The organism is Allobosea sp. NPDC055332, from assembly GCF_053645455.1.
The window spans coordinates 210,942-236,390 of the sequence record NZ_JBSHMO010000002.1 but is presented as its reverse complement, the minus strand read 5'-3'; the positions used below and the strand labels follow the sequence as shown (position 1 = coordinate 236,390).

Below are 25,449 nucleotides of genomic sequence, written 5' to 3'. Positions count from 1 at the left end.
CAGTCAGGATGAAGGGGATCGAACGCGAGCTGCGCCGTTGTCTTCCTTGGACCATGCGGAAGCACCTCACTGTCGATGCTGGGCTCGTCATTCTTTCGGTGCCCGACGCGGAGCACTTCGATGCGCTCGCCAGCTGTATCGGCGATGCGCTCGAAAGCATCACCGAATTGCCCATGCTTCCGAGCGAGATCGAGGATGTCCTCGGGATCTCCTCGCGCGAGCGTCACAAGTGGCTGGAGGACGGTCGCCTGCGAAGTGTTGGGACGCGTACCGTGAAGCTCCGCGGACGCGCCCGCGCTGTGACCTTCCACGTCTTCGACCCACTAAGCATCGAGACAATCCTCGACGGCGACCTGCCCACAATCTGGCGGGAGGAGGATGCGATCCGGAGCGCCGACAATCGTCGGCGCGCTGCGGCGAAGGCAGCCCTCGCCCGGAGGCGGAAGGCCGCATCTGGTCCCAGCGGAACCGAGCGGGAGGCCGCTGAGGAGGCGGCGCCCAGTCTCGCAGGGTGGGGCGAATTCGATGCGGACGGGCTGCTTCGTTGATGTCGGACAGGTTGCAAGCTGTCGGTGGGACGCCCAGTTCGTTCTGTGACGCGCCAACTGCAGACATTAAACTGTTGCCCGGAAGCAGACATCGTTCTGCTAGACCGATCTGGGGACGCGGGCTCCGGAACATTGAGGCAAACCGAGTTTCCTCAGCGAACCGATCTAACGCCGGGCAGCTTGCAACCCGAATTAACGGCAGCCATTCTTGCGGTCCCACCAAGGAGGGTATTGATGGCGACCGGAACTGTGAAATGGTTCAATGCGACAAAGGGGTACGGTTTCATTCAGCCCGACGGCGGCGGCCAGGATGTGTTCGTCCATATCAGTGCTGTCGAGCGTGCTGGCCTGCGGGAGCTGCGCGACGGCCAAAAAATTTCCTATGAGGTCGTTGCGGACAAGCGCTCGGGCAAGTCCTCGGCCGATAACCTGCAGGTCGACTAACCCACGGGCCGCAATAGTAAGCCTCGCCTATCTGGGCGAGGCGACCAGTACTGGTTGCGCTAACATGGCTAAAAAGCAGACCATCGAGATCCCGATCGTCGGTGTCATGAGAATCGAGGTTAGTTCAGATCCAACATCAGGATTCGGTCATCACATTCGCAACCGAGGCGAAAGCGAATATTGCTTTGTGATTGCCGCCGACGGTCATCGCAGAGGTAGAGGCTCTCCTGGCACGCGCCAGCCAAGAGCAGGCGAAGCGACTGCCAAAGCAATGACCTTGCCAAATTCTATCAAGGGTTGGCGCTTCACGAAGGCCAGTCATTCGAAACGCAAATCTGAAGTGAGCGATGCGCCAATTGCTGACGTTGCCGCAGTTCCAGGAAGCGGACATCCAGCCCGGACACATCGAACATTGGCTCTAACCCGTCCCGATGGCAGTGTACCCTGCCTCAGTCGAGCTAATGTGGGGCAGTGTGGACCAGGCCTTCATCAGCTCGGCGAGGGAGCGGACCTGCATCTTTCGCATTACGTTTCCGCGATGCAGTTTGACCGTCACTTCGCTGATCCCGAGGGAATACGCGATCTGCTTGTTGAGTTTGCCTTCAGCAACCTGCTTGAAGACCTGCTTTTCGCGCGGGGTCAGTGACGAGAACAGCTCGGAGTTGCGGCGCGCCTGGGCGCTGACCTCACGCTGGCGCAGGTCTATCTCGATGGCTTGACCGACGGCGTCGAGCAACGCCTGATCACGGAACGGTTTCGTGAAGAAGTCGACAGCGCCGGCTTTCATTGCCTCGACCGTCATTGGTACATCGGCATACGCTGTCAGGAATATGATCGGCTTCGCGACGCCGCGCGCGTTGAGCTGCTTTTGCAGATCGAGCCCGCTGATCCCGGGCATGCGCACGTCAAGCACGAGACAGCCCGGCCGATCGGGAAGGTCCTTGGCCAGTAGTTCCTTGGTCGAGGCGTATCCGGCTGCGTCCATGCCGATCGAGAGCATGAGCTCTCCAACGGCGTCTCGCATGCCGCTATCGTCATCGACGATGAGCACGAGCGGTCGTTCCTGAGGGATTTCCTGAGCACGTAGCATGACTTATGCCGATCCTTGTCGCGGGATGCACAAGGCTGTGGCGAACGCTTCGGGGGCGGCCTGGCCAGCGGTGCCGAGCTTAGATGCGGCCTGTGCGCGGGCTTTGCTTGGCCAGTTGTTTCGTAAGGACATCGGGTCACTCCAGCGGGAGTCTTTCCGGAGCCCTTCCGTAGCTGCCTCATAGGGGAGGAGTCTGTCGCCGAAATTCGGCAAATGTCGCGATCTTCCGAGAATCGAAAGCGGAAGCGCTAGGTCCGGGCGCGGCGAAAATCGCGCGGTGTCATTCCAAGCTCACGCCGAAACGCTGCCGCAAAGGCACTGGGGGTCGAGAACCCTGTCTTGAAGGCGATGTCGATGATCGGGGTGGCGGGATCGGCGAGCATCGCCTTGGCCAGGTCCATGCGGCAGGCGAGCTGATACTTGTGAGGTGGCAGCCCGGTCGCAATCCGGAAGGCTGTTGCGAAATGGCTGGTGCTCAGCCCGCAGAGCCGCGCAAGCTCCGTCAGGGTTACGTCCTTGCTCAGATTTGCGCGAATGAAATCGCAAACCAGGCGGGTTTGGCGTGGCGGCAGTCCTCCGCGCGGCAAGGAGCCGACCTCTGTTCCGTGCAGCCAGCGAAAGAGCTCGATCATCAACACGCTGAGCAAGGCGTCGCGATAGAGCCCGCTATATGCGTCGGGCACAACGAAAGACTGGCGCAGCCGCTGCAGCGTCGCCGAGAGGTCGACCGGCATTTGGCGCGCATAGACGATGGGGGCGCTCCAGAGCTCGCGAAGTGCGGGGAACGACTCGAGGAGCGGCGACGAAGGCTCGATCGCGAGAGAGAGATAATCCGCGGGCAGGACCGGGATCGACCAGCCCGAATAGCGCAACCCAGCCGGCAGCAGGCTGAACGTGCCCGAGGTGTTGCGCAGGACCGAGGCTTTCAGCCCGTCGGCCTGGCTTTCCCCGTCGGCGCGACTTCCCTTCGCGGTGAACATGAGCAGGTGAGAGGTCGATTCATGGACGAAGGCATGCGCGACCGGCGGCACGGTCACCAGCTCGATCTCCGCGCCGGATGCGACCGCGCGCTGGCGCCGCGACAACTGCTCGGGCTCGTAGACGATTCCGCTCATCGTCGTCATTCCTGGGCGCGTTGAGGGCGGTGGCGAGCTGCGTCAGAAGCTGTAGAGGCGATGCGCGTTGTCGGTGAGTACCCGGTCACGAGCGGCCGGATCGGGCACCCAGTCGGCGAGCAAGTCAAGCAGATCGCCGACGTTCATCATGTGCTGCCAATGCGCGACATGCGGCCAGTCGGAGCCCCAGACGCAGCGTTCCGGCGCCGCCTCGTGGAGCAGCCGAGCGAAGGGAACCGTGTCGGCGTAGGGCGGTCCCTCGACCGTGTTACGATAGGCGCCGGAGAGCTTGAGCCACGCTCCGTCGCGCGCGAGCGAGAGAAGTGTCCGGAAGCCGTGATCGGCGATCCCGCGCGAGACCGGAAAATGCCCCCAGTGATCGACAACGAAGGGCACTGGCAGCCGGGCGAGTTTCGGCGCCAGCGGCGGCAGGTCCGTGGCGTCGATCAGGAATTGCAGATGCCAGCCCATATCCCTGGCCAGGGCCGCATACTCGTCCAACTGGTCGAAACCGACACCGCCGCAATAGAGGATGTTGAGGCGCAGGCCGACGACACCGGCGTCCTTGAGCGCTGCCAGCTCCCTATCGGGCAAGCCGAGCGGAATGACGGCAATGCCGCGCAACCGCTCGCGGTTCGCCCTCAGGGTCTTGACCATCAGGCTGTTGTCCGTGCCGTGCACGCTGACCTGGACCAGGACGCCATAGGTCATGCCGGTCGCGTCCAGCATGGCGAGATAGCGTTCCGGCGTGGCTGGCGTCGGCGTGTAGCTGCGGCCGGCCACGAAGGGCTGGGCCGGAGGCTGCCCGATGACATGGGCGTGGGTATCGACTGCCCCGTACGGCACCTCGATGCGCACGGGCCGGTGTGGATGCGGATCAGGCCCTGGGCAAGCCGGGGCCTGATCGGTTGCAGAAGCTTCATCATGCATCGGCGTTCAGCACCTTGCCGCGCGTTTCCGGCAGCGCATAGGCGGCCAGGAAGAACAGCACATAGGCGAACAGGGCGAAGAGGCAGATCGCGTTGGCCAGGGAGGTCATCTGCGAGAGGTAGCCGACGAGGAAGGGGAAGAGCGCGCCGACGCCTCGTCCGAAATTATAGCAGAAGCCCTGTCCGGAGCCACGCAGCCTCGTCGGATAGAGCTCGGTCAGAAAGGCTCCCATGCCCGAGAAATAGCCGGAGGCGAAGAAGCCGAGCGGGAAGCCGAGCACCCAGAGCAGCTCGTTAGACAGCGGCAGCTGCGTATAGGCGAGGACGACCACCATGGCTCCCAGCGAAAAGGTCAGGAACAGGCTGCGGCGGCCGTATTTGTCCGCGAACCAGGCGCCGACGAGATAGCCGACGAAAGAGCCGATGATCAGAGCCGAGAGATAGCCGGTCGAACTCACAATCGAGAGCTTCCGCTCGGTCGTCAGGAAGCGCGGCACCCAGAAGGTGATGGCGTAGTAGCCACCCTGGCAGCCGGTGGTGACGAGCGAGGCCAGGATCGTCGTCTTCAGGATCGGGCCCTGGAAAATCTCGAGGATCGACGGACGGTCGCCGGTGGCGGCAACCTTGGCGCGGGCCTCGAGCGAGACCTCCGGCTCCTTCACATAGGCGCGCAGATACAGCACCAGCAGTGCCGGCAGCGCCCCGATCGCGAACATCCAGCGCCAGGCCTGCTCGGCCGGCAGCAGCGAGAACAAAGCAGCCTGCGCCAGTACAGCAAGCCCCCAGCCCACTGCCCAGCCGGACTGGACCGAGCCGACCGCCCGGCCTCGATATTGCGCCCGGATCGTCTCGCCCATCAGCACGGCGCCGGCCGCCCATTCACCGCCGAAGCCGAGGCCGAGCAAGGCGCGGCAGATCAGGAGCTGCTCGAAATTCTGCGCGAACGCGCAGAGCAGCGAGAAGAACGAGAACCAGATGATCGTCAGTTGCAGCGTGCGGACTCGACCGATGCGGTCAGCGAGATAGCCGGCCCCCCAGCCGCCGAGCGCCGAGGCGAGCAATGTCACGGTCCCGGCGAGGCCCGCGGTGCCGGCATCGACCTGCCAGAGCATGATGATCGTGCCGATCACCAGCGGGTAGATCATGAAGTCCATGCCGTCGAGCGCCCAGCCCGTCGCGCAGGCCCAGAAGGTGCGCTTCTCGGGAACGGTCATGTCCCTGTAGAAGCCGGTCAGGCTGGTGTCCTCGACCGGCGCGACCATGCTTGAAGATGTCGCCATTCGTAGCCTCCCTCGGGTCGCCTTCGGTGGGCGATCAGCGCGAGAGGACAGGTCTCCCAAAATAATCGGAAACGTCTGCCGGGAAATTCTCCAGCAGCTTCCCAACATCTGCGGTTTTGTCGAAAAATTACCCTTACCCGCGCTGCAGACGGCGATAGCGTGCCGGGCTTTCGCCAGTCACCATCCGAAAGGCGACGCCGAAATGCGATTGCGAGGAGAAGCCGACCGCCAGGGCGATCTCGACGATCGGCAGATCGGAGGTCGCGAGCAGGCGCCGGGCGGCGAGCACCCGTTGCTCCACCACGAAGCGATGCGGCGTGACACCGGTCGAGCGCTTGAAGCTTCGAACGAAGCTGGGCGGCGTCATGCCGGCGATCTGTGCCATTGCCGCCAGAGTGACCGGAGCGCTGGGATCGGCTCGCACGAATTCGGCGATGCGCGTGCGCATCGTGTCGTCCAGCGTGGGCAGACGTTCGGATTTTGGCGAACCCGGCGCCGCATAGCGGTCCGACAGATGCAGAGCGAGTGTGTAGGCGACCTGCTCGGCGAGCAGTGCATTGGGCCGGTGACCGCTGTCGCTGGCCTCGACAAGCCGCTGGGCCGACATCTGCAGCAGCGGATCTTCGGTGTCCCAGGCGAGGTCCATCAGGGCGATCGGATCCGCCAACCCACGCGACGCGCCAACCTCCTTCAGCAGCGCTTCGCCTAGATAGAGTAGCAGCAGCTTTCCCGATCCAATTTCGGGTACGGCATCGACGACCACACTGCGCCCCGGCTGCCCGATACGAAAGCGTCCAGCATGGACGGGGCCGTCGCGCCGGACCTTGCCGTTTTCGATCAGCACATGGCGGCGGACGTCATAGAGCGTGATCGCGACCGTCGGAACCGGCAATTCGCCGAACTCGTAGAGATGCGGGCCGGTCACTTCGCTCACAGCGGCGGCGAAGCCCGTCGTCGACCACAGGTCGATGAGAGCCGACTGCCGGCGGCCGGTGACCAGTTCAGCGTGGCGAAGCGGATTCAGCTGCATCAATCGGATCAAGCTGGATGATCGCCACGGTTAGCACCGATCGGGCAGGTTCACCACTGTCCAGAGCTGGTCACGAAGAGGGGCTGGAGAACGCGTCGACGGCCTCTCCCGGAAGGGGCACCGGAGAGGCCGTCTTCGCTCAGTCGGGCTAGGCCCGGATGAAGGCGAGCAGATCGGCGTTGAAGCGATCCTGATGAGTGACGGTCAGGCCATGGGGCGCACCGGCGTAGTAGATTTCCTTGGCATCCTTGACGAGACGCGCGGCTTTCCTGGCGGAATCGTCCACCGGCACGATCTGGTCGTCGTCGCCGTGCAGGAACAGGGTCGGGATGTCGAACTTCCTGAGATCCTCGCTGAAGTCCGTCTCGGAGAAGGCCTTGATGCATTCATAGGCGTTCACACCACCGACCTGCATACTCCAGAGCCAGAACTGGTCGAGCGTGCCTTGCGATACCGTCGCTCCAGGGCGATTTGCCCCAAAAAAGGCGATGGCGAACTCCTTGTAGTACTGGGAACGGTCGCCCGCGATGCCGGCGCGGATGCCATCGAAGACATCCTTGGGCAGGCCTTCGGGATTGTCGGCCGTCTTCAGCATGATCGGGGGAACCGCACCGATGAGGGCGGCCTTCCTGACGCGCTTGGTGCCATGCCGGCCAATATAGCGGGCGATCTCGCCGCCGCCGGTCGAATGTCCGACCATCACCGCATCCTGCAGGTCGAGCGCGTTCATCAACTCGGCCAGATCATCGGCATAGCCGTCCATGTCGTTGCGCGTCGACACCTGGCTCGAGCGGCCATGGCCGCGCCGGTCATGCGCCACGCAGCGATAGCCGTTCCTGACGAGAAACAGCATCTGCCCGTCCCAGGCGTCGGCATTCAGCGGCCAGCCATGGGAGAAGGTCACGACGGGGCCGGTGCCCCAATCCTTGTAGTAGATCTCGGTACCGTCCTTGGTGGTGATCGTGCTCATCGTCTTATATCCTCTTGGAGTGCTGGATTGCGCCCGCGGGCGCTGAACTGGTCGCTTCGCCTCTTGCTGCGCGACCGACCTTCCGCGGGGCTCAAGGGGCCGACGCGGCCGCCTTGACCAGCGATGCGACCTCGGCCGGGTGTGAAACCATCAAGGCGTGGGAGCCATCCTTGACAACCACCGTCTTCACGGACCGAGCGCGCGTCGCCATGAAGTCCATTACGGCCGGCGGGATGTTCCGATCGCCGGAGCCGTAGATCATGTAGGACGGCAGCGCCTTCCAGGACGCGACGCCAGAAGGCTCTGCCAGCGCCGCCTGCGCCACCGGGCGCTGTGTCGCGGCCATCAAAGCGGCCTGCTCATTCGGGACATCGGCGGCGAACTGGGCGTGGAACTTCGCAGGATCGATGTAGAGGTCCTGTCCGCCGCCCGGCAGGGCGACCGAGACGATGGCGTTTCCGAGCGTGCTGCCGGGGAACTTGCCGGAGAGGCTCAGGCTGGATTCGCCGATGTCGGGCGCAAATCCCGCGACATAGACCAGCGCCTTCACATTGGCGTTGCCATTGGCAGCCTCGGTGATCACCGGTCCGCCATAGGAGTGCCCGACCAGGACGACCGGCCCGGAAATCGAGCGAATGAGCGTCGCGACGGCGGCCCCGTCGCGAGCGACACCGCGCAGCGGATTGGCGGCGGCGATGGTGCGGTAGCCCTCCCGGTTCAGATCGGCGATCACCGCGTTCCAGCTTGAGGATTCCGCGAAGGCCCCGTGCACGAGCACGATGGTCGGCTTGGATTGGGCGGGCTGGGTCAGTCCGTGGCTTGAGCCAGCCAGCGACAGGGCTGCGGCCAGAGCGAGTGCGCTCTTTCGCATATAGAATCTCCTTTTCTGGATACGTCTTGAGCTCGGCCATCGCTTGCCTGGCGGCATTCCGGGCGGGCCCGAGCGATCGATGTGCAGGTTGAGACCGGGCCGGATCAGGCGAGCTCGAGACCGCCATCGACACCGATGATCTGCCCCGTCACCCAGCTGGATGCCGGATCGGCGAGTTGCACGATCCAGCGGGCGACCTCGTCCGGAACGCCGCGACGCTTCAGCGGGATCTGTTCGCGCTCTTGCGCCATGATCGCGGCCGCCTGCTCCGGCGACAGGGCCATCATCCCAGTCAGGGCGCCGGACTCGGTCGGTCCTGCCGCGACGGCGTTGACGCGAATGCCCTGCGGCGCGAGTTCGAGCGCCCAGCAGCGGGTCAGATGTTCCAGCGCGGCCTTGCTCGCGGCGTAGTGCGAGAGGCCGGTCGCCGGCTTGTGGCCGAAGGTGCTGGAGACGTTGATGATCGCGCCCTTGGCCGCCACTAGATGCGGCACTGCGGCGGCAGCAAGCAGGCTCGGTCCCAGCACATTCACGGCGAAGATCGACCTGATCCGCTCGGCCGTCGCATCGGCCAGCGGCAGGATCGCGCCGGCGCCGGCGTTGTTCACGAGAACGTCGAGGCGTCCCCAATCCGCGACCGCCGTGGCGATCGTCCGCGCCGCATCGTCGGGAGAGGCGACATCGGCGGCCAGCGGGGCAATGTTGGCGTGGCTGGCCGCCGCAGCTTCGAGAAGTGCTGCACGGCGCCCCGTGATCAGGACTTTCGCGCCCTGATTGGCGAAGGCCAGCGCCGTAGCCTGGCCTATACCGGAACTGCCGCCGGTGACGACGATAACCTTGTCCTTGAAAGCACCCATGACGCCTTCCCAATATCTATTACTGTGCTTGAGTTTGACTGCGGGGCTTTCCGCGGCCTCTCTTCATGCAAACAGTCGCAGCGGCGTCTTCTTTGCTCAATCAAACGGAGAGATCGTCTTGTTATCGAAAGAGCGCGGCCGACCTCGACCTTGAGCTAGGTCGGGCACCGGTTCAGCTGAGGAGGGCGTACGGTCCAGCTAGACCGCCACGCAGACGATCGGCCTCCCTAACCAACTGCTCAGGTCGACAATCTGTCAGCTGCTGAAGATCGCGCGCAGAAGCGGGGTCATCCGAGTCGTGTATCTCGGAGCGCTCGAAACGATCACGCGTCTGCGCTAGCCCGACACCATCAGGCAATCGATCATCGCCTTGACCAGAAGCGATTTGGGGCGATCGATCGGCAGTAGCAGCAAGGAGCGGCTATGCACCGGCGGCTCGAAGGGCTTGACCGCGAAACGAGTAAGGTCGAGGCCAGCCAGAGCGTAAGGGGTCACGAAGCCGACACCGATTCCCTCGGCGACCAGGGCGCAGACGGTCGTCGCATTGATCGTCCTGATCACGGTGATCGGCTGGGCGCCGTCCTGATCGAAGGCCGCCCTGAGACGTTGCCGCCGCGATCCTCCGGCACATAGCCGATCAGCTTGACGCCCTGTGCTTGGCCTCCGGGGTCGGAACGATCCGGTTGCGCACGCGGTCGAATAGGGAAAAGCCGAGCGCGCTTTCAAGCTCTGCGATCGTCCGGCTCACCACCGGCTGGGTGACGTCGAGGATCTCGGCCGCTCGAGAAATCGATCCGACCTTCATTACCACATCGAAGGTCTCGACCTGCCGAACGTTCATCATGCCGCCCTGGTAAACACAGAGGCACATTATGAACATCGCCCGAGAGGCTGGAAAGGCGGCCTCGCGGCGGCAGCGCCGCGGTCAATGGGCTCGGTTGCAGCTTCCAGCGACGCCGGGGAGCTGCAAGGCTTCAGTCGGACTGGATCCGGCCTTACGCCGCCAATTGCTCCCGGTCTTTCGGATGCAATGGCAGACGCACCTCGAACGCCGCGCCGCCATCGCTCTGGTTGGTCGCCGAGATGAAACCCTCATGGCCGTCGACGATCGATTGGCAAATCGCCAGGCCCATGCCCATGCCGCCTTCCTTGGTAGTGAAGAAACCTTCGAACAGCCGGGACATGGCGTCGTCGGAAATGCCTGGCCCGCTATCCCTCACTAGGATCGAGAGCCATTGATCGCCGATCTGCCGCGCCTCGATCGCGATCCGGCGGCGCTCGATCTCCAGCGGGATGACGGCCTGGATCGCGTTGACCAGGAGATTGACGAAGACCTGCTGAAGCAGAACGCGATCGCCGGGAATCTTCGGCAGGTTGCGCGGGACTTTCATCGACAGATCGACCGAGCGCGTCTCGACATCGTGCCGCACGAACAGCAGGGCCTCGGAAATCACGCTGGGGATGTCGACCAGCGTGCGCTCCGGCTCGTGCTTCGTCGCCATGCCACGGATGCGCTGAATGATCTCGTTAGCGCGGTGAGCGCTCTCGGCGATACGCGTCGTCAGCTGCGTCAGCTTGTCGACATTTGGAGGAGCCTTGTCCAACCAGCGCAGGCTCGCCTCGGCATTGGTGATAATCGCCGACAATGGCTGCTTCACCTCGTGCGCGATCGAGGTCGCGAGCTCGCCGAGTGTCGAGATGCGGGCCGCATGGCTGTAGTCGGCCTGGAGTCGGCGCAACTGATCCTCGGTGCGACGACGGTCGGTGATGTCCTCGATTAGGATGAAGGTCGTATCCTGCAATTCGCTGGCGATCGGATAGGTGACCGAGAAGATCACGTCGCGGACGACGCCATCGAATCTGAGGATCCTGGCCTCCTCCACATAACTGCGCCGACCTTCGAAATGCGCGATCATAACCCGCCTGGCCATTTGCGGAGTGCCCGCGAACAGGTAGCGGACCGGGCGTATCAGATCCGTCGTATCGTTGCCCTGGAAGAGCTCGACGGCTGCGAGATTGGCGTCGGCGACGAGGACAATGTCTTTGGCGCGCTCGATCATCTCGGGATGATCATCGAGATGGCGCGCAATGTCGGTCACGCCCTGCGCGCGCAATTCGGCGAAGACCTGCCCGGCACCGCGTGAATCGACTTGCCAGAGTGCTGCCGGCATGTGGCGGATGAGCTGCGCGTTCCTTGCAGCGAGAGCTTCCTGCTCGCTACCTCGGCCAGCCTCGTTGATCTCAACCACATCCTGGATCGCTCCGCCTTGCCGGTACCGCACGACACGGCGGGTCGGCGCAAAAATCGGCAGCCCCGCGACATTGACGCGTCCGACTTCGCCGGCCCATTGCCCGTCCGCGAGCAAGGCGCGCCAGTCGCGATCATGGCCCTCGGCGCTGACGGCCAGGGCCCGAATGTTCTGGCCGATCACCTGTTCGGCCGACCAGCCGTAAAGCACCTGCGCCGCCGGATTCCAGTAGCGGATCCTGCCTTCACCATCGCACAGGATGACGCCGTCCGACATATGGTCCGCGAGTTCGCCCGTGGGGCCCTGCATCAACATCGTCATTAGTCCTCCGCCGGGCGGCAAGCAGCATAGCGAGCGGCGTCAGCCATGGCAGCCTCGAGAAGCGGGATGAGATCGCGCTGCGAGATCGGCTTGATCAGCACGGCCAGCGCTCCGCCAGCCAACGCCTGCGCCTTGGCATGGGCCGAGATGTGCGAAGTCATGATGATGACGGGAGCGCGCAAGCCGCGAGCGGCCAGGGCTTCCTGCAACTCCATCCCGCCCAGCCGCGGCATCCGCAGGTCGGCCAGAATACAGTCGAACGTTTCGCAATCCGACGCGTCGAGAAACGTCGTTCCGTTCGCAAAAGGCCGGCATGGGAACTCGAGCGCGGCCAGCAACTCGCACAAAGCCTCTCGAAGGGCCTCATCATCGTCGATGACAGCAATCAAGAATGTCTCGGGCACGAACCTGGCCTTTTCCCGGCGAAACTGTCTTCGCCCTCCCATCATCTGTCGCGCCAAAGACAGGCGGACGTAACCATCCGAAGGTCTAGGTTTCAGCGCTTCGCACGCGCTCGACCAGGCCTTCACAAGCTCGCCCATGGAGCGAGCCTTCACCCGAGTAGCCGCCGACTGGCAATTGACCGGCGGCTATGAATCCATGCTCTCAAGCTATGCCGAGCGGCCTGCCTTCCGGCCATGCCACCCTAGTCGACGGGATGGTTCATCCTCACCCCTCGGCTCAATCGACGGCGTGGTTGTCGTTCCCTAGCCTGAAACGACGTCATTGCGCTGGTCGAAGCAATCTTGCCTGGCCGTGCGATGCCTGAAGCTGATCGAAGAGAGCGGCAGCAGCATTTCCCGGCAGAAATCCCAACGGAATTGCCACGCGCCTCGCTACTAAGGAATTCGACATGGAACTCGGCAACGACAATCGCTGGGTGGCTGGGGCGATCATCGCAATGGTCATCTTCAACGGCGCCTTTCTCACGCTGAACGGCATCTTCATGCTGATCAACCCCCAAGCCTGGTATGACCTCGTGCCGGGCGTGACCGACACCGGCTTCTTTAACCAGCACTTCATCCGCGACATCGGGATGATCCAGCTCTTCCTCGGTATCGCCTTCGCGGTCGGTTTCTTCGTGCCCCAGCGTCGCATCGGCCTTTGGGCCGTCGCGACGATCTGGCTCTGCGCGCACGCGCTCTTCCATTTCTGGGAAGTCGCTGTCGGCATCTGTTCGCCGTCGGTAATTCCACGCGACTTCCCGGCAGTGACCATGCCGGCGCTCTTCGGGGTATTGTTGACCTCCTGGGCGATGCGCCGTTCAGGACAATCCGTCACTGCCTGATGTCGCCAATACTGCTTGGGCTGGCGCAGCGAGTTCGGCGCGCCAGCGATCGCCGTGTCCCGGCTGAAGAGTGTCGATCAGCCCGCCTCAGCTGCTCGGCGCGGAACGGTCGCCGCCCGTCGTTCCCGACACGAAAACGAGGCTGGCGGCCGGCATGGCCAGCGCAAGGCCGCTCATCTGGCATTGGTCATGGATGAGGTCGATGATCTCGTTTTTGGCGGCTGTCGCAATGGCGACGCTGGCGACACGGAACTGGAGTTCCACGTCGATCGCGATTGCGTCGATGGTCTTGAGGGCCACGGCGGGTGGTGGCTCCTTGACGATCCGGGCGCTGGCCTGCAGCACCGATCGCATGGCCTCTTCCACCGCGCGCGGTTTTTGCAGGGCGGCGAAGCGCACGCTCAACGTGATCTGATGCGTCTCGTCGGGGCGGCTGAGGCTGGTCAGGCCCTGTCTCGCCAGCAGGCTGTTCGGCAGCACGACGACGTTGTTCGCTCCGGTCAGCAGATTGGTGGAGCGCCAGTTGGTTTCGATGACACGGCCTGCCGTGCCGTCGCTCAACTGGACCCAGTCGCCGATCGCATAGGCCTTGCCAAGCGTCAGCGCGATGCCCGAAAAGACATCGCCGAGCGTATTCTGCAGCGCCAAGCCCAGAATGACGGCAACGACGCCCGAGGTCGTCACCAGGGTTGCGATGGGCATCCCAAACACGAAACCCATCACCGACAGCGCCACGCCGAGGTAGATGACGGCAACAGCCATGTCGAGGATGAGATGGGCTTCCCGCGGCTTGCGATTGAGCCTGACATAGATGTGGATGAAACCGATGACGGTCCAGGCGAGATGCGTCCACCAGAGAATTCGGGCCGATTGGGAGAGCAGCCCAGCAAGGCCCTCGATGTAGATATCGTCGGGCTGATGCGGCGCGACGCCTGCGATGTAGAGTACGAGACTCATGCAGGTGAAAAACAGGATCTGGACGATAAGGCGGCCCTTCGGGCGGCCGCCACCTTGAAGATGCCAAACGACGATCCCGGCAAGCCCCAGGATGTTGGTCAGGGCAAGCGCCAGGACGTGGTTATCACCGAGCATGGGAGTGTTCACGACGAGGGCTGGTCAAGGCGAAGCATGGTCATGCATCGGGCCTGGCACCCGGCGCATCCGTCTGGTTCCTGGCGGGAGATGTCTGGGCCTGCTGGGCGACATGATCCACGAGAGCAGCCAGCAGATCCGCTGGCGGAGCCTTGCTGAGGTCTTCGCGGGCACCGTGGCGGTACAGCCGTGAGCGGAGCGGCAGATGATTTGATCATATCCGGCATCCCTTCGATTGCTCGGGCACGGGGCCGCCTCGAAGACGGCCCGTGCTTGTGGCTATTTTCGCGGCGCGGTTGCGAACCAGTGCTCGAAGTCGACGCTGCCGATACGCGGGTTGTCATCGGAAACGAGTGAGCCGTCCTCCAGCCTGGTCCCGAAGTAATGGGCATCTGGATCCGGGACGACCGTGCGGGTATCGCCGATAGCCTTCAGGTAACGCGCGACGAAATCGCAGAGACGCGCGCGCTCGGGGCCGGCGATCTCGATGATGCCGTTGGCCGGTGCTGCCAGGGCTGCCTCTGCCACGAAATCGGCGACGTCGTCGGAGGCGATCGGCTGGAGATTGCCGGTCGACAGGCGAGCCGTGTCGCCGACCGTACCGGACTGGGCGATGCCGCCGAGGAACTCCATGAACTGCGTCGATCGCAGGAGCGTGTAGGGAGTACCGGCCTCCCGAATGATCTTTTCCTGCGCGACCTTGGCGCGCAGATAACCGCTCTCGGGCAGCCGGTCGGTGCCGACGATGGAAAGCGCGACATGGTGTTTGACGCCCGCCGCCTTCTCCGCCGCCATCAGGTTCTTGCCCGATGTCTGGAAGAATTCGAGTACGGCCTTGTCCTCGAACGAAGGCGAGTTCGCGAGGTCGATCACCACCTCGGCATTCATCAGGGCTTCTGCCAGGCCTTCGCCGGTGATGGTGTTGACGCCGGTATTGGGAGCGGCGGCGATGACCTCATGCCCCTTTTTGCGCAAGCGCTCCGCGGTCTTGGAACCTATCAGGCCGGTTCCACCGATGATGACGATTTTCATGGGATATCTCCGTTCTCAGCCGTCCATGCGGCGCGCTGTCGAAGCTGGCCTCGTGGTCCGAAGGGGGCACGGTCTTGAAGGCGCCCCCGCCGGTTCTTGCCGGCGATGGGTTCAGTAGTCCCAGAAGACGGGCACCCAGCGGAAGGTATCGCCATCGACCGCGACCCGGCCGACGGACGGGAACGGCAGGTGTGTGGCCACCAGCTGCTCGCCGTTCTTGGCGAGTTCCGTCAGAAGACGAACGCGAACGCGTGCCGCTTCCTCGGGATCGTGCTCGAAGCCGTTGTGCCAATCCGGATGGTCGAAGCCGACCGCGAAGACGGCGTCACCGGCGAAGGTCAGGCGCTCGCCTTTGGATGCCAGACGGACCACGGCGTGCCCGGGAGTGTGGCCGCCAGTACGCTGGGCGACTACGCCCGGCGCCACTTCCTGCTCCTGGTCGTACAGACGCAGATTGTTGCCGTATTGCTCGACGAACCGCTTGGCGGCCGAGCGGAGCGCGTCCGGGAAGCCCGGCGGCATGACGGCGTGGGTGAAGTCGGGCGCCTCCCAGAACTTGACCTCGGCGGCGGCGACGTGGATCCGCAGATCCGGGCGCAACCGGTCCTTCACGCCATCGACAAGAAGCCCACCGATGTGGTCCATGTGCATGTGGGTGAGCACAATGTCGGTCACGGACCCCAGATCGACTCCGGCGGCCTCGAGCCGCTTCACCAATTGCCCGGCCCGCGGCAGGTTGAGGTCCGGGTCCAGCCCCAGCCCCGCGTCGATGAGTATGGTCTGGTCACCGCTGCGGGCCAGGGCCACGTTCAGCGACCAGTCGAACGCTTCCTGCGGCAGGAACATCTCGTTCAGCCAGCTTGCCCGCTCCGCCGCCTCGGCGTTGTGCCCCAGCATCTTGGTCGGAAGCGGCAGCACGCCGTCGCTGATCACCAGCACCTCGATGTCACCGATCTGCACCGCATAGCGCGACGGAACCAGCTCTTCGGGCCCCGACCGTGCAGGGCGTGAGGCGATGTCCAGGCTCATGTTCGTCTCCTACTGACCACCGTTCTAGTCACGGCACCGAAGACGCTAAGTTCGAGCGTGTTTGCGGTCGATTGGGTCGAGGGATAGGGAGAGCCATACCATGTTATAGATCGAGCTGATCGCGTCGCGAGCGTCGAATAGCGCCAATAGCAGACATCGGTCCGCTGGCCGGAAGCGGACATTTCCGAGTGGGCCGCTGCAGGTTGGGCCGTCTCAAATTGGAGTCATGACATATCATTCGCGAAGAGCCGGTCGGGCTTCCTCCCAGAACTCGACTACACCATCGAGAACGGGCGCTCGCCAACTCATAGCGCGCGCGAGCGCAGCTGCGGTTCCGGCATGACCGAGGCCAGGATAGATCTTGAGCGCAACTGAGCGCGCATCGGCGCGGCGTAGCGCAGCGGCGAGCCGCTCGCTGTTCCGGGGCAGGACGGTCGTGTCTTCTGCGCCGGTCGCAATCAGAATCGGCGGCGCGTCCCGGCGTACGAAATGGATCGGCTGCGTCCGCTCCGGATTGCTGGCGTTACCGAAGGCAGCTTTGGTCACGTCGATATCCAGAGGCAGAAAGTCGTAAGGACCCGAGAGGCCAACGGCCGATCGGATGGTGCTCGATGGAAGCCCGGCTCGCGCGAGATAGCCCGTGTCGAGCGTCAGCATCATCGCGTTGTACGCACCGGCCGAGTGCCCCATGAGGTGGATACGGCGCGGATCGCCGCCGAAACGCGCAATGTTTTCACGGACGAAGCGCAGCGCAGTAGCGCCGTCCTCGATGAAGACCGGGAACCGTACCTCTGGAACGAGCCGGTAGTCGGCGACCACCGTGACGAAGCCACGGGCGGCCAAGGCGTCGCCGACGAACGCGTAGCTTTCCTTGGCCCCGTTGGCCCATGAGCCGCCATAGATGAAGAAGACGACCGGTCTTCCCATACGGCCGCCGGGCGGAACATAGATGTCCATCGTCTGACGCAGATGGCGGCCATAGGCGACGTCGCGCGCGCCTTCGCTTAGCGCCCCTGGCCGTAAAGCGGCGCAACCGGCGAAAGCCGTGCCTGAAAGCGACGCCACGACAGCGCGCCTGGAAATCGAGATCGTCATGAGCGCCTTTGCGTTACTGACCTTTGCGCATGTACGTCGGACAAGGCGCGCTGGATCGTCGGGGTGTGCAAGCTGCACCGGAAGGTAATCCGGATGGGCGCGCGCTACGTATCTGCAGGTAGCAAGCCCTGGAGGTCGTCATGCGCTTCGTCGCCGGCTACGTCGCCTTTCTCGTCGCCTTCGGCATTTGCGACGCAATCTGGCTCGGCACAATGACGGCTAGGCTCTATCGTCCGGCGCTCGGTGATCTGATCGTCGAGCAGGTACGTTACGTCCCGGCGGCGCTTTTCTATTTCGGCTTCCCACTCGGCGTGCTGCACTTTGCGGTGATGCCCGCACTTCGCGAGGGCAACGCCGGTGCTGCCCTCATTAACGGTGCCCTGATCGGCCTGCTTGCCTACGCCACCTACGATCTGACGAATTACGCCACGCTCCGACCATGGACACTGACGATCACGCTTGCCGACATCATCTACGGCACGGTGGTCGTCGGCTTCTGCAGCTGGGTGGCGTACGAGGTCGTGCGGCGGGCGATCGGCTGGGGCTGGCTCTGATCGCCAGCTGCAGTCCGCGAGTCGTCAGACTGGCCTCATCCGATAGTGGTTGACGCCCCAGGCTTCACCGCCCGAGTGCCCGAACAGCCCGCTCGTCGCCAGGAAGAACAGGCGCCAGCGCCGGCGCCATAAAGGTGCGTCCTCGCCATAGGCCTCGCGCAGGATCGGTTCGATCGCAGGCAGGTTGCGGTCGAAATTCGCCAGCCAATCCTCCGCGGTGCGGTGATAATGGTCGCCGCTCCAGCGCCATTCCTTCTCGACTGCGAACAGGTCGGAGAACTGGTGCGCCAGCGCCGCGCTCGGCATGATCCCACCGGTGAAGAAGTGCTGGGCGATCCAGTCGGCACTCTCGCCGACATCGAAGCGATAGCAGCCCCGAGTGTGGGCGAAGACATGGATGAACAGGTGCCCGTCCGGTTTCAGCCAACCATGCACGCGCTCGAGCAACGCCCGCCAGTTCGCCATATGCTCGAACATCTCGACCGAAACGACGCGGTCGAAGCGCCCCTCGATGGCGAAGTCGTTCATGTCCGCGGTGATCACACGCAGATTGCCAAAGCCGCGTTCTCGCGCTCGCTCTTCGATGAAGGCGCGTTGCGAGGTCGAGTTCGAGACCGAGACGATCCGTGCCTGCGGGTAGGCTTCCGCCATCCACAGCGAGAGCGAGCCCCAGCCACAACCGAGCTCGAGGATCTCCTGTCCGTCGGCAAGGCTCGCATGCTCGGCGGTCAGCGCCAACGCCGCCTCCTCGGCGGTTTGAAGACTGTCGGCCGGGCCGGCGTAGTAGCAGCAGGAATATTTCCGCCTCGGCCCCAGGGCTAGCTCGAAAAATTCCGCCGGCACCTCGTAATGCTGGGCATTGGCGGCGTCTGCATGCAGCGCGATGGGCTGTTCCGCCATCTCCAGCGCGAACCCGGCCGCATTGCCTGGCTTCGTCGCGAGCGTGCGATCCGTCCGTCCTACCAGCGACGCGATGACCATGCGGCTGATCGCGTCGGGCACGGGCAAAGCCTCGCCCCAGCTCGAAAGCCTCTGCATGATAGTCATGGCCTGGCTCCTCGTGGCGGCAGCAGAATGAAGGCGCTGGTCCGGCTCTGATAGTCGCGATAGGCCGCTCCGTGCTTGGCGAGCATGTGCTCCTCGAGCGGTGGGATGCCGGAGACGCGGACAAGCAGCAGTGTGATCGCAACGGGCGCGAGCCAGGCGAGCCAGCCAATTGGATAGGCCATGGCGGAGGCGATCACCGCATAGGCGCACCAGAGCACAGCTTCGAAGAAGTAATTGGGATGGCGTGAAAAGGCCCACAGACCCGTATCGCAGACGCCTCCCAGCCCCGATTGCGCGAAGCCGCGCAGCTGTCGGTCGGCGATCGCGCCTCCGAGGATACCGACGAGGAAGATCGCCAGACCGAGCGCGTCCTGCGTCTGGCCAAGCCCCGTCGGGTTATGAGCTGCCAGGACGATGCCGATGGCGAGGGGGATGCTCGCGAGCGCCTGAAATTGCAGCAGCCGGGCCATTTTTGCAGGGGCCTGTTGCCCCCAGTCGCGCTTCATCCGCGCGTAGCGTGGGTCGTCGGCGATTCCTTTGGTCCGCCCGGCGATATGCAGGCCGAGGCGCAGCGCCCACGCGACGACGAGCGCCGCGACAAAGAGGCGACGAGCGAGCGGCCCCTCGCCGAACGGCAGGAGCGCCCCCATCGTGCCGGTGGTGCCGAGACCAAAGGTCCAGATAACGTCGATCCAGCCGGAATTCCCAGTGCGGCGCTCGATCCGAGTCGCCAGCAGCATGGTCGCCGACATCGCGACGGCGACGAAGAGCAGCGTCGCCGCAAAGGAGGCCAAGGTCACAGCCGCACCAGCGGTTGCAGCAGCCTGCCGAGCCAACCCTGGAACAGGACGTTGCCCGTCATGGCGACCAGGCAGGTGCAGCCCTCGACGGGGTCGACACGCGGAGTGTGGTCGTGCTCGGTATCAGCCTCGTCAAAATCGCCGGCTGCATAGCGGCCATATTCATGCTCGTAGGCGCCGGAGAGGATGGTCGTCCATTCGAAGCCGGTATGCTTGTGGTGCGGTAGCGCGATCCCCGGGCCGGCTCTCAGCATGAAGACCCGGGCTTGCGCTCCGGGCACCTTGATGCGCCGCATCGCAACCCGGATTCCGATTGGCTGCCACGGCCCGAGCGCGTATGGACGCAACACGTTAGGCATGCCCGGCTCGGTCGGTGGAGATGCGATGACGGGGGTGTCCGTGAGCGGCTTCTGTCCGGCCGGGTCTGGGGCACCTGTCGACATCGCAATAGGTTCGATGCGGTCGAGCAAAGCGCCCCGAACAGCCTGGAGCTCATGCACGAGGCGCCGGCTTTCGCTGTTCAGCTCGACATGAGCGGCGACAGCCAGCGACAGCCCCTCGTCAAGGTGGCCACCTGCGAAGGCAGCGAGGGTCTCGTCGGACGGGCGATGGGCCATGCTCATCGCAGATCCTCCAGCTTGCCACGCAGGTGCGACAATGCGAGCCGCAACCTCGACTTTACCGTGCCGAGCGGGATCGCCAGGCGCTTTGCCACGTCCTGGTGGCTGAACTCCTCCAGAAAAGCGAGTTCGACAACCCGGTACTGGTCGGCGGATAGTCCGGTCATCGCTGCCCTGATCCGGGCGTCGCGCTCGGCTCCCGAGATAGTCTCGTCAGGCTGTTCAGGTCCGTCTTCATCCAAGATCTCATAAACTTGCGAAAGCCGCGAGCGGTTCTCCCGCCGGGCGATGTCGATGCGCCGATTGCGCGCGATCGTAGCAATCCAGGTAGAGGCGCTCGCCTTGGCGGGATCGAACAATGCGGCCTTGCGCCAGACCGAGAGCAGCGTCTCCTGCGCGATTTCCTCCGCCAATTCCGCCGACGTCCCGCCGCGTATCAGCAATCCCTTCACGCGCGGCGCGAAATGGTCGAAGAGCGCGACGAAAGCGGCCCGATCACCCGAGCGCGCAATAGCAGCAATCAAGGCATTGGCGTCGAACAAGACGAAGAACCGACCTCCCGGCGCTGCGGCTGACGCCTCGCGCATGTCTTCGACAGTCAGGGCGAATGCGGCAGCCATATGCAATGTACGGCGGCGGCGCGGCGGCGGATCACAGGGCTGGCCGCACCCGCTACTCGGCCGATTTCCAGCCGACATCGCGGCAGATCAGGCGCCCGAGGATACATCCGCGTGTGCTGAGCTCGCCCGGAGTGGCCTTGATCGTCATCGAATAGGTCCAATCCCGCTTGGGATCGTAGGCAGTCCCGGAGAAGGAGCCATCCGTCTGGGGGGATAGCGTCATGATGAGCTTGTCTCCAGGCGCTTCGCCCTTGCTGGTGTCGCCGATCCAGAGGTTGGTGGCGCAGACCTTGTCGCCGCAGGGGCCGATACGAACGCGAGCGTTGCCGTCGTCGCGCAGCCAAGTGCCGTCGAGCACGGTCGAAGCTGCGCTCGCAGCGGATGGGAAGGCGATGATCAGGGCGAGCAGAAGACGTCTCATGCGATGTCCTTTCCGCAAGGTATGTCTCTTCTACGCTCGCCTGTCCGTTCCGGTTTCATCGTCGGCCGAGATGCCCTGACGTTGCCCTGCAAAAAGCCAGCCTATCAGCGCGGTCAGAGAAGCTGCGCTGAGGAAGTTCAGGCGCTGCAGGGCGACATATTCCTGCGGCTGGTAGAGATGCAGCGGCGGTGCGATGGCATCGACGGGCAGCAGATAGGCCGCGAAGCTTAGCGCGATGAAGCTGGCGGCATAGATGCGCTCGTCGGGGCGAAAGAGCAGCGCGGACAGCATAAGGCAAGGAAACAGGAAGGCTTCGACGCCTGACGCGCTGCCGAAAGCAAAGCGGCAGAGCAGCGTGTTGCCGATCCCGGCGCAGAGCAGAAGGCTGCGCCCAAGCCTGGAATTGCGTCGCATCGCGCTCGGCACCAGCGCGAACAGAGGCGTCGAGAGGAAGGTCAGGAAGGACGGCGAGATCACGGGCGACACAGCCCAGTAGAGGTAGAGTGGATAGAAGGGCTGGTTCGAGACGATCACCAGGGCGACCGTGTTGGCGATCGCTTCCCGTGGCCCTGGATGGGCGACATGGGCGCCCAGTGCCGCGAACAGACGCTTCAATCCCTCGGCGGACATGGCCAGACCTCCGGTTGTCTCGGTCTGCTTACGCGCGGCAGGAGCGATCGGCCCACATCCGGCAGTGATTTCCGGGACCGGGCGACAAATCCAAAGCGCAGCCCCCCGCGTATAGCCTTTCCGAAGAGCAAGGAATGGCCATGCCGCAGGCTCACGGACACCCACAGAGGATCGCCGTCATCGGCGCCGGCATCTCCGGCCTGTCGGCGGCGTGGCTGCTGGGACAGGCGCATGACGTCGTGCTGATCGAGGCCGAGCCACGGCTCGGCGGTCATGCGAACACTGTCCTGGTGCCCGGGAGCAATGGCAGCGAGACGCCGGTCGATACCGGTTTCATCGTCTACAACGAGAAGACCTATCCGAACTTCGTCGCGCTGCTCGATCATCTGGGCGTCGCGACGCAGCCGACCGAGATGTCCTTTGCCGTCTCGTTCGATGGCGGCCGCCTCGAATACAGTGGCACCGGCCTTGCCGGCCTGTTCGCGCAGCGGCGCAATCTCGTCAGCCCGCGCTTCTGGGCCATGCTCCAGGGCCTCGTCCGCTTCTACCGGGATGCCACTCGTGATGCCCGCGCGGGGAGCGCTGACGCGATGACACTCGGCGAGTATCTCGCTGCCGGCGGCTATGGCAGCGCATTCCGGGATGACCACCTCCTGCCGATGGCCGCGGCGATCTGGTCGGCTCCCTGCTCGGAGATCCTGTCCTACCCCGTCCAGGCCTTCCTGCGCTTCCATCACAATCACGGCCTGCTGCAGCTGACCGATCGCCCGCTCTGGCACACCGTCACCGGCGGCAGCGCGGTCTATGTCGGGCGGCTACGCAAGCGCTTCGGTGGCAGCATCCGGCTAGGCACGCCGGCCCGCCAGGTGAGGCGCTCGCCGAACGAGGCCTTGGTCACGGGCGATGGCTGGAGCGAGCGCTTCGACCAAGTCGTCTTCGCGACCCATGCCGACCAGACGCTGGCTATGCTCGCCGATCCCGATCCGCTCGAAGCGAGTGCGCTGGGCGCCTTTCGCTACAGCCGGAACCGCGCCGTGCTGCATGGCGACGAGGCGCTCATGCCGAAGCGTCGCCGTGCCTGGGCAAGCTGGAACCATATCGGTGAGCGTGCCCGGCCGGATGCCGCCTGCGCGGTCACCTACTGGATGAACCTCTTGCAGAACCTGCCCGGGCAGCGGCCCTTCTTCGTCACGCTGAACCCGCCCGATATACTGCGCGCCGAGACCATCCTGCGGGAAGAATTCTACGAGCATCCGATCTTCGACCAGGCCGCGCTCGCGGCCCAGGAGAACCTTTGGGCTTTGCAGGGTGCAAGGCGCAGCTGGTTTTGCGGCGCCTATTTCGGCTCTGGCTTTCACGAGGACGGGCTGCAATCGGGGCTCGCCGTCGCCGAGGCGCTCGGCGATGTGCGGCGCCCCTGGAACGTTACCGACGAATCCGGCCGCATTCCGCTCCCGGTCCCGCGCGAGCTGGCGGCATGAACCGGCATTCCGCACTCTATGTTGGCCGTGTACGTCACAGCCGGTTTCGGCCTAGGCCGCATGCGCTGGCCTATCGCGTCTTCTGGATGCTGCTCGATCTCGACGAGATCGACGCCCTGGCGAAGCAGTCGCGCCTGTTCTCCCGCAACCGCTTCAATCTCTACGCCTTCCGGGATGCCGACTATGGCGATCTTAGCGGCAGGCCGTTGAAGGAGCAGGTTGCGGAAGCGCTGGCGGCGACCGGCATCGCCTGGGATGACGGCGCAGTCCGGCTGCTGACCATGCCGCGCATCCTCGGCTACGCCTTCAATCCGGTCAGCACCTATTTCTGCTACGGCCGGGACGGCAATCTGCGAGCGACCGTCTACGAGGTGCACAACACCTTCGGCGAGATTCACAGCTACGTCGCACCGGTCGGCGTTGAGGCGCGTCCTGTGCGCCAGGAGGCCGAGAAGCGCTTCCATGTCTCGCCCTTCATGGGCCTGGCCATGCGTTACGCCTTTCATGTCGAGCCGCCGGGCGAGCGCATCTCGATCGTGATCGACGGGCATGATTCCAAGGGCAGGCTGATCACCGCCTCCCTGAGCGGCCAACGCCGCGCCTTCGACGATGGGGCACTCCTGCGCCTGCTCGCGACGCATCCCCTGCTGACCTTGAAGGTCACCGCTGCCATCCATTGGCACGCGCTTCGTCTCATTGCGAAGCGCATCCACTGGTGGACACATCCTGCTCCGCCCCAGCATCGGTTCAGCACCGGCCGGGCGGCGGCTCCTCATCCGAAGGGATCGACGCAGCTATGAGGCTTCCCGACACCGAACGCCAGGCACCGATGGCCGAATCCTCGCTCTCGCTGCCGGGCGGTATCGGCCTTTCCCGCTGGTTCCTGCGCCGGCTGCTCTCGCAGATCGTCGTCGGCCGGCTGAGCGTCGTCACGCCCGAGGGCGAGCAGCTATGGAGTGGCTCCAATGGGCCGGGACCGCAGGCGGCGATCGTCCTCAAGAACTGGAGCGCCATGCGCCGCTTGCTGCTCGACGGGGATATCGGCCTGGCCGAGGCCTATCGCGACGGCGATTTCACCACGCCGGACCTGACGGCACTGATCGAACTAGGGGCGCGAAATGACGCGACGCTGCGCCAGCTCGTCTCAGGCGCTTGGCCGGCGCGTCTGCTCAATCGCCTGCGGCACTGGCGCAACGCCAATAGCCGAACCGGCAGTCGCCGCAACATCACGGCTCATTATGACCTCGGCAACGACTTCTACCGGCACTGGCTCGACGCGGGCATGACCTACTCCTCCGCGCTCTACGAGGCGTCGACGGATACGCTCGAGGCCGCCCAGGACCGCAAACTCGATAAGATCGTCGAGATGCTCGCGCTCTCAGGTGGCGAGCATATCCTAGAGATCGGCTGCGGTTGGGGCGCCTTGGCGGAGCGCCTGGCCCGCGAGGGCTGCCACGTCACCGCTATCACGCTCTCCCCGGCTCAGCTTGAATACGCGCAAAGGCGGATCGCCGAAGCCGGGCTGGCGGACAGGGTCGACCTTCGCCTGCAGGATTATCGCGATATTGTCGGCCAGTTCGATCGCATCGTCTCGATCGAGATGATTGAGGCGGTGGGCCGCGGCTATTGGCCCGGATACTTCGCCACTCTGCGGAGCTGCCTTGCGCCCGGAGGTCACGCGGTCCTGCAGGCAATCACCATCGATGACGCTCTGTTCGAGCCCTACCAGCAAGGCACGGACTTCATCCAGCGCTTCATCTTCCCTGGCGGCTGTCTGCCTTCGGTTCCCGCGCTGGTCGGCGCGGCGAAAGCGGCGGGTCTCACCGAGATCGAGCGCCTTGGGTTCGGCACGCACTATGCTTGGACCTTGAAGGAGTGGCGCCGGCGCTTCGTCGAGCGCTGGCCGCAGATCGCTCCACAAGGCTTCGACGAACCGTTCCGCAGGCTCTGGGAATTCTATCTATGCTATTGCGAGGCCGGTTTCCGAGCCGGCACGATCGACGTCAGTCTGATTACTTTGGGCGGGCGCCGATAGA

Annotated in this window: 29 protein-coding genes; 7 read left to right on the top strand and 22 right to left on the bottom strand. The window is 64.3% G+C overall.

The window, feature by feature from the left end; translation table 11 throughout:
• Positions 1-8 precede the first annotated feature (8 nt).
• Together ACWIGM_RS09755 and ACWIGM_RS09750 are read left to right on the top strand one after the other, a co-directional pair.
• Positions 9-548, top strand: a complete 540-nt coding sequence (locus tag ACWIGM_RS09755; protein ID WP_454025743.1) for a hypothetical protein — start codon at positions 9-11, stop codon at positions 546-548.
• Positions 549-782: 234 nt separating this feature from the next.
• Positions 783-992, top strand: a complete 210-nt coding sequence (locus ACWIGM_RS09750) for a cold-shock protein (RefSeq protein WP_326876536.1) — start codon at positions 783-785, stop codon at positions 990-992.
• A 418-nt stretch (positions 993-1,410) separates the two neighbouring features.
• Here the strand turns inward: ACWIGM_RS09750 and ACWIGM_RS09745 are convergent, their stop codons facing one another.
• The 12 genes from ACWIGM_RS09745 to ACWIGM_RS09690 all read right to left on the bottom strand — a co-directional run bounded on the left by ACWIGM_RS09745 (position 1,411) and on the right by ACWIGM_RS09690 (position 12,246).
• Positions 1,411-2,082, bottom strand: a complete 672-nt coding sequence (locus ACWIGM_RS09745) for a response regulator transcription factor (protein WP_454025742.1) — start codon at positions 2,080-2,082, stop codon at positions 1,411-1,413.
• 248 nt (positions 2,083-2,330) lie between these two features.
• A complete protein-coding gene (locus tag ACWIGM_RS09740) occupies positions 2,331-3,197 on the bottom strand; it encodes a helix-turn-helix transcriptional regulator (protein WP_454025741.1) in 867 nt (288 codons plus the stop codon).
• A gap of 42 nt (positions 3,198-3,239) precedes the next feature.
• Positions 3,240-4,127, bottom strand: coding sequence for an amidohydrolase family protein (locus ACWIGM_RS09735; RefSeq protein WP_454025740.1), 888 nt, complete (start codon positions 4,125-4,127; stop codon positions 3,240-3,242).
• Positions 4,120-5,406, bottom strand: coding sequence for an MFS transporter (locus tag ACWIGM_RS09730; protein ID WP_454025739.1), 1,287 nt, complete (start codon positions 5,404-5,406; stop codon positions 4,120-4,122). Before ACWIGM_RS09730 ends, ACWIGM_RS09735 begins: the two co-directional genes overlap by 8 nt.
• A gap of 133 nt (positions 5,407-5,539) precedes the next feature.
• Positions 5,540-6,436: a helix-turn-helix domain-containing protein gene (locus ACWIGM_RS09725; protein WP_454025738.1), complete on the bottom strand. Its 897-nt coding sequence runs from the start codon at positions 6,434-6,436 to the stop codon at positions 5,540-5,542.
• A gap of 148 nt (positions 6,437-6,584) precedes the next feature.
• Positions 6,585-7,406 carry an alpha/beta fold hydrolase gene (locus ACWIGM_RS09720; protein WP_454025737.1) on the bottom strand — a complete coding sequence of 274 codons (822 nt, stop codon included), beginning with the start codon at positions 7,404-7,406 and terminating at the stop codon, positions 6,585-6,587.
• Between the two features lie 91 nt (positions 7,407-7,497).
• On the bottom strand, positions 7,498-8,277 hold the full coding sequence (locus tag ACWIGM_RS09715) for an alpha/beta fold hydrolase (protein WP_454025736.1): 780 nt from the start codon (positions 8,275-8,277) through the stop codon (positions 7,498-7,500).
• Positions 8,278-8,381: 104 nt separating this feature from the next.
• Positions 8,382-9,134, bottom strand: a complete 753-nt coding sequence (locus tag ACWIGM_RS09710) for an SDR family NAD(P)-dependent oxidoreductase (protein WP_454025735.1) — start codon at positions 9,132-9,134, stop codon at positions 8,382-8,384.
• A 336-nt stretch (positions 9,135-9,470) separates the two neighbouring features.
• Positions 9,471-9,860, bottom strand: coding sequence for a LysR substrate-binding domain-containing protein (locus ACWIGM_RS09705; protein WP_454025734.1), 390 nt, complete (start codon positions 9,858-9,860; stop codon positions 9,471-9,473).
• Positions 9,772-9,978, bottom strand: a complete 207-nt coding sequence (locus ACWIGM_RS09700; RefSeq protein ID WP_454025733.1) for a LysR family transcriptional regulator — start codon at positions 9,976-9,978, stop codon at positions 9,772-9,774. Before ACWIGM_RS09700 ends, ACWIGM_RS09705 begins: the two co-directional genes overlap by 89 nt.
• 151 nt (positions 9,979-10,129) lie before the next feature.
• Positions 10,130-11,704 carry a PAS domain-containing sensor histidine kinase gene (locus tag ACWIGM_RS09695; protein WP_454025732.1) on the bottom strand — a complete coding sequence of 525 codons (1,575 nt, stop codon included), beginning with the start codon at positions 11,702-11,704 and terminating at the stop codon, positions 10,130-10,132.
• Positions 11,704-12,246: a response regulator transcription factor gene (locus ACWIGM_RS09690; protein ID WP_454025731.1), complete on the bottom strand. Its 543-nt coding sequence runs from the start codon at positions 12,244-12,246 to the stop codon at positions 11,704-11,706. Before ACWIGM_RS09690 ends, ACWIGM_RS09695 begins: the two co-directional genes overlap by 1 nt.
• A 311-nt stretch (positions 12,247-12,557) precedes the next feature.
• Between ACWIGM_RS09690 and ACWIGM_RS09685 the strand changes: the two genes are divergently transcribed.
• Positions 12,558-12,992, top strand: a complete 435-nt coding sequence (locus ACWIGM_RS09685) for a hypothetical protein (protein WP_454025730.1) — start codon at positions 12,558-12,560, stop codon at positions 12,990-12,992.
• An 87-nt stretch (positions 12,993-13,079) separates the two neighbouring features.
• Here ACWIGM_RS09685 and ACWIGM_RS09680 read toward each other — a convergent pair whose 3' ends face one another.
• From ACWIGM_RS09680 to ACWIGM_RS09665, 4 genes are all read right to left on the bottom strand, one after another.
• A complete protein-coding gene (locus ACWIGM_RS09680; protein ID WP_454025729.1) occupies positions 13,080-14,084 on the bottom strand; it encodes a mechanosensitive ion channel family protein in 1,005 nt (334 codons plus the stop codon).
• A 279-nt stretch (positions 14,085-14,363) separates the two neighbouring features.
• Entirely contained in the window at positions 14,364-15,116 is a 753-nt protein-coding gene (locus ACWIGM_RS09675; RefSeq protein WP_454025728.1) for an SDR family oxidoreductase, read from the bottom strand.
• A 111-nt stretch (positions 15,117-15,227) separates the two neighbouring features.
• Entirely contained in the window at positions 15,228-16,145 is a 918-nt protein-coding gene (locus ACWIGM_RS09670) for an MBL fold metallo-hydrolase (protein ID WP_454025727.1), read from the bottom strand.
• 234 nt (positions 16,146-16,379) lie between these two features.
• A complete protein-coding gene (locus ACWIGM_RS09665; RefSeq protein WP_454025726.1) occupies positions 16,380-17,240 on the bottom strand; it encodes an alpha/beta hydrolase in 861 nt (286 codons plus the stop codon).
• A gap of 140 nt (positions 17,241-17,380) precedes the next feature.
• Here ACWIGM_RS09665 and ACWIGM_RS09660 point away from each other — a divergent pair, with 140 nt between their 5' ends.
• Positions 17,381-17,794 (top strand): DUF2177 family protein, encoded by a 414-nt coding sequence (locus tag ACWIGM_RS09660; RefSeq protein ID WP_454025725.1) that lies wholly within the window; start codon positions 17,381-17,383, stop codon positions 17,792-17,794.
• Positions 17,795-17,818: 24 nt separating this feature from the next.
• Here the strand turns inward: ACWIGM_RS09660 and ACWIGM_RS09655 are convergent, their stop codons facing one another.
• From ACWIGM_RS09655 to ACWIGM_RS09630, 6 genes are read right to left on the bottom strand one after another with little or no spacing between them, the layout of a single operon-like run.
• Complete coding sequence (locus tag ACWIGM_RS09655) at positions 17,819-18,841, bottom strand: SAM-dependent methyltransferase (protein WP_454025724.1); 1,023 nt, start codon at positions 18,839-18,841, stop codon at positions 17,819-17,821.
• Positions 18,838-19,641: a DUF1295 domain-containing protein gene (locus tag ACWIGM_RS09650; protein ID WP_454025723.1), complete on the bottom strand. Its 804-nt coding sequence runs from the start codon at positions 19,639-19,641 to the stop codon at positions 18,838-18,840. The genes ACWIGM_RS09655 and ACWIGM_RS09650 overlap by 4 nt, the downstream gene beginning before the upstream one ends.
• Positions 19,638-20,258 carry a ChrR family anti-sigma-E factor gene (locus tag ACWIGM_RS09645; protein ID WP_454025722.1) on the bottom strand — a complete coding sequence of 207 codons (621 nt, stop codon included), beginning with the start codon at positions 20,256-20,258 and terminating at the stop codon, positions 19,638-19,640. Before ACWIGM_RS09645 ends, ACWIGM_RS09650 begins: the two co-directional genes overlap by 4 nt.
• Positions 20,259-20,260: 2 nt before the next feature.
• A complete protein-coding gene (locus tag ACWIGM_RS09640) occupies positions 20,261-20,881 on the bottom strand; it encodes a sigma-70 family RNA polymerase sigma factor (protein WP_454025721.1) in 621 nt (206 codons plus the stop codon).
• Between the two features lie 52 nt (positions 20,882-20,933).
• The gene (locus tag ACWIGM_RS09635; RefSeq protein ID WP_454025720.1) at positions 20,934-21,302 is read right to left on the bottom strand and encodes a DUF2147 domain-containing protein; all 369 of its coding nucleotides are present in this window, start codon (positions 21,300-21,302) and stop codon (positions 20,934-20,936) included.
• Positions 21,303-21,332: 30 nt separating this feature from the next.
• A complete protein-coding gene (locus tag ACWIGM_RS09630) occupies positions 21,333-21,932 on the bottom strand; it encodes a hypothetical protein (protein ID WP_454025719.1) in 600 nt (199 codons plus the stop codon).
• Positions 21,933-22,072: 140 nt separating this feature from the next.
• On the opposite strand from ACWIGM_RS09630, the gene ACWIGM_RS09625 reads away from it, so the two are divergent.
• From ACWIGM_RS09625 to ACWIGM_RS09615, 3 genes are read left to right on the top strand one after another with little or no spacing between them, the layout of a single operon-like run.
• Entirely contained in the window at positions 22,073-23,413 is a 1,341-nt protein-coding gene (locus ACWIGM_RS09625) for an NAD(P)/FAD-dependent oxidoreductase (protein WP_454025718.1), read from the top strand.
• Positions 23,410-24,213 carry a DUF1365 domain-containing protein gene (locus ACWIGM_RS09620; RefSeq protein WP_454025717.1) on the top strand — a complete coding sequence of 268 codons (804 nt, stop codon included), beginning with the start codon at positions 23,410-23,412 and terminating at the stop codon, positions 24,211-24,213. The genes ACWIGM_RS09625 and ACWIGM_RS09620 overlap by 4 nt, the downstream gene beginning before the upstream one ends.
• A complete protein-coding gene (locus ACWIGM_RS09615) occupies positions 24,210-25,448 on the top strand; it encodes a class I SAM-dependent methyltransferase (RefSeq protein WP_454025716.1) in 1,239 nt (412 codons plus the stop codon). Before ACWIGM_RS09620 ends, ACWIGM_RS09615 begins: the two co-directional genes overlap by 4 nt.
• Position 25,449 lies beyond the last annotated feature (1 nt).

What these genes read in the sequence shown, in the direction of transcription:
- ACWIGM_RS09755 (WP_454025743.1), top strand. Translation starts at nt 9, where the DNA reads ATGAAGGGGATCGAACGCGAGCTGCGCCGTTGTCTTCCTTGGACCATG.
- ACWIGM_RS09750 (WP_326876536.1), top strand. Translation starts at nt 783, where the DNA reads ATGGCGACCGGAACTGTGAAATGGTTCAATGCGACAAAGGGGTACGGT.
- ACWIGM_RS09745 (WP_454025742.1), bottom strand. Translation starts at nt 2,082, where the DNA reads ATGCTACGTGCTCAGGAAATCCCTCAGGAACGACCGCTCGTGCTCATC.
- ACWIGM_RS09740 (WP_454025741.1), bottom strand. Translation starts at nt 3,197, where the DNA reads ATGAGCGGAATCGTCTACGAGCCCGAGCAGTTGTCGCGGCGCCAGCGC.
- ACWIGM_RS09735 (WP_454025740.1), bottom strand. Translation starts at nt 4,127, where the DNA reads ATGCATGATGAAGCTTCTGCAACCGATCAGGCCCCGGCTTGCCCAGGG.
- ACWIGM_RS09730 (WP_454025739.1), bottom strand. Translation starts at nt 5,406, where the DNA reads ATGGCGACATCTTCAAGCATGGTCGCGCCGGTCGAGGACACCAGCCTG.
- ACWIGM_RS09725 (WP_454025738.1), bottom strand. Translation starts at nt 6,436, where the DNA reads ATGCAGCTGAATCCGCTTCGCCACGCTGAACTGGTCACCGGCCGCCGG.
- ACWIGM_RS09720 (WP_454025737.1), bottom strand. Translation starts at nt 7,406, where the DNA reads ATGAGCACGATCACCACCAAGGACGGTACCGAGATCTACTACAAGGAT.
- ACWIGM_RS09715 (WP_454025736.1), bottom strand. Translation starts at nt 8,277, where the DNA reads ATGCGAAAGAGCGCACTCGCTCTGGCCGCAGCCCTGTCGCTGGCTGGC.
- ACWIGM_RS09710 (WP_454025735.1), bottom strand. Translation starts at nt 9,134, where the DNA reads ATGGGTGCTTTCAAGGACAAGGTTATCGTCGTCACCGGCGGCAGTTCC.
- ACWIGM_RS09700 (WP_454025733.1), bottom strand. Translation starts at nt 9,978, where the DNA reads ATGATGAACGTTCGGCAGGTCGAGACCTTCGATGTGGTAATGAAGGTC.
- ACWIGM_RS09695 (WP_454025732.1), bottom strand. Translation starts at nt 11,704, where the DNA reads ATGACGATGTTGATGCAGGGCCCCACGGGCGAACTCGCGGACCATATG.
- ACWIGM_RS09690 (WP_454025731.1), bottom strand. Translation starts at nt 12,246, where the DNA reads ATGGGCGAGCTTGTGAAGGCCTGGTCGAGCGCGTGCGAAGCGCTGAAA.
- ACWIGM_RS09685 (WP_454025730.1), top strand. Translation starts at nt 12,558, where the DNA reads ATGGAACTCGGCAACGACAATCGCTGGGTGGCTGGGGCGATCATCGCA.
- ACWIGM_RS09680 (WP_454025729.1), bottom strand. Translation starts at nt 14,084, where the DNA reads ATGCTCGGTGATAACCACGTCCTGGCGCTTGCCCTGACCAACATCCTG.
- ACWIGM_RS09675 (WP_454025728.1), bottom strand. Translation starts at nt 15,116, where the DNA reads ATGAAAATCGTCATCATCGGTGGAACCGGCCTGATAGGTTCCAAGACC.
- ACWIGM_RS09670 (WP_454025727.1), bottom strand. Translation starts at nt 16,145, where the DNA reads ATGAGCCTGGACATCGCCTCACGCCCTGCACGGTCGGGGCCCGAAGAG.
- ACWIGM_RS09665 (WP_454025726.1), bottom strand. Translation starts at nt 17,240, where the DNA reads ATGACGATCTCGATTTCCAGGCGCGCTGTCGTGGCGTCGCTTTCAGGC.
- ACWIGM_RS09660 (WP_454025725.1), top strand. Translation starts at nt 17,381, where the DNA reads ATGCGCTTCGTCGCCGGCTACGTCGCCTTTCTCGTCGCCTTCGGCATT.
- ACWIGM_RS09655 (WP_454025724.1), bottom strand. Translation starts at nt 18,841, where the DNA reads ATGACTATCATGCAGAGGCTTTCGAGCTGGGGCGAGGCTTTGCCCGTG.
- ACWIGM_RS09645 (WP_454025722.1), bottom strand. Translation starts at nt 20,258, where the DNA reads ATGGCCCATCGCCCGTCCGACGAGACCCTCGCTGCCTTCGCAGGTGGC.
- ACWIGM_RS09640 (WP_454025721.1), bottom strand. Translation starts at nt 20,881, where the DNA reads ATGGCTGCCGCATTCGCCCTGACTGTCGAAGACATGCGCGAGGCGTCA.
- ACWIGM_RS09635 (WP_454025720.1), bottom strand. Translation starts at nt 21,302, where the DNA reads ATGAGACGTCTTCTGCTCGCCCTGATCATCGCCTTCCCATCCGCTGCG.
- ACWIGM_RS09630 (WP_454025719.1), bottom strand. Translation starts at nt 21,932, where the DNA reads ATGTCCGCCGAGGGATTGAAGCGTCTGTTCGCGGCACTGGGCGCCCAT.
- ACWIGM_RS09625 (WP_454025718.1), top strand. Translation starts at nt 22,073, where the DNA reads ATGCCGCAGGCTCACGGACACCCACAGAGGATCGCCGTCATCGGCGCC.
- ACWIGM_RS09620 (WP_454025717.1), top strand. Translation starts at nt 23,410, where the DNA reads ATGAACCGGCATTCCGCACTCTATGTTGGCCGTGTACGTCACAGCCGG.
- ACWIGM_RS09615 (WP_454025716.1), top strand. Translation starts at nt 24,210, where the DNA reads ATGAGGCTTCCCGACACCGAACGCCAGGCACCGATGGCCGAATCCTCG.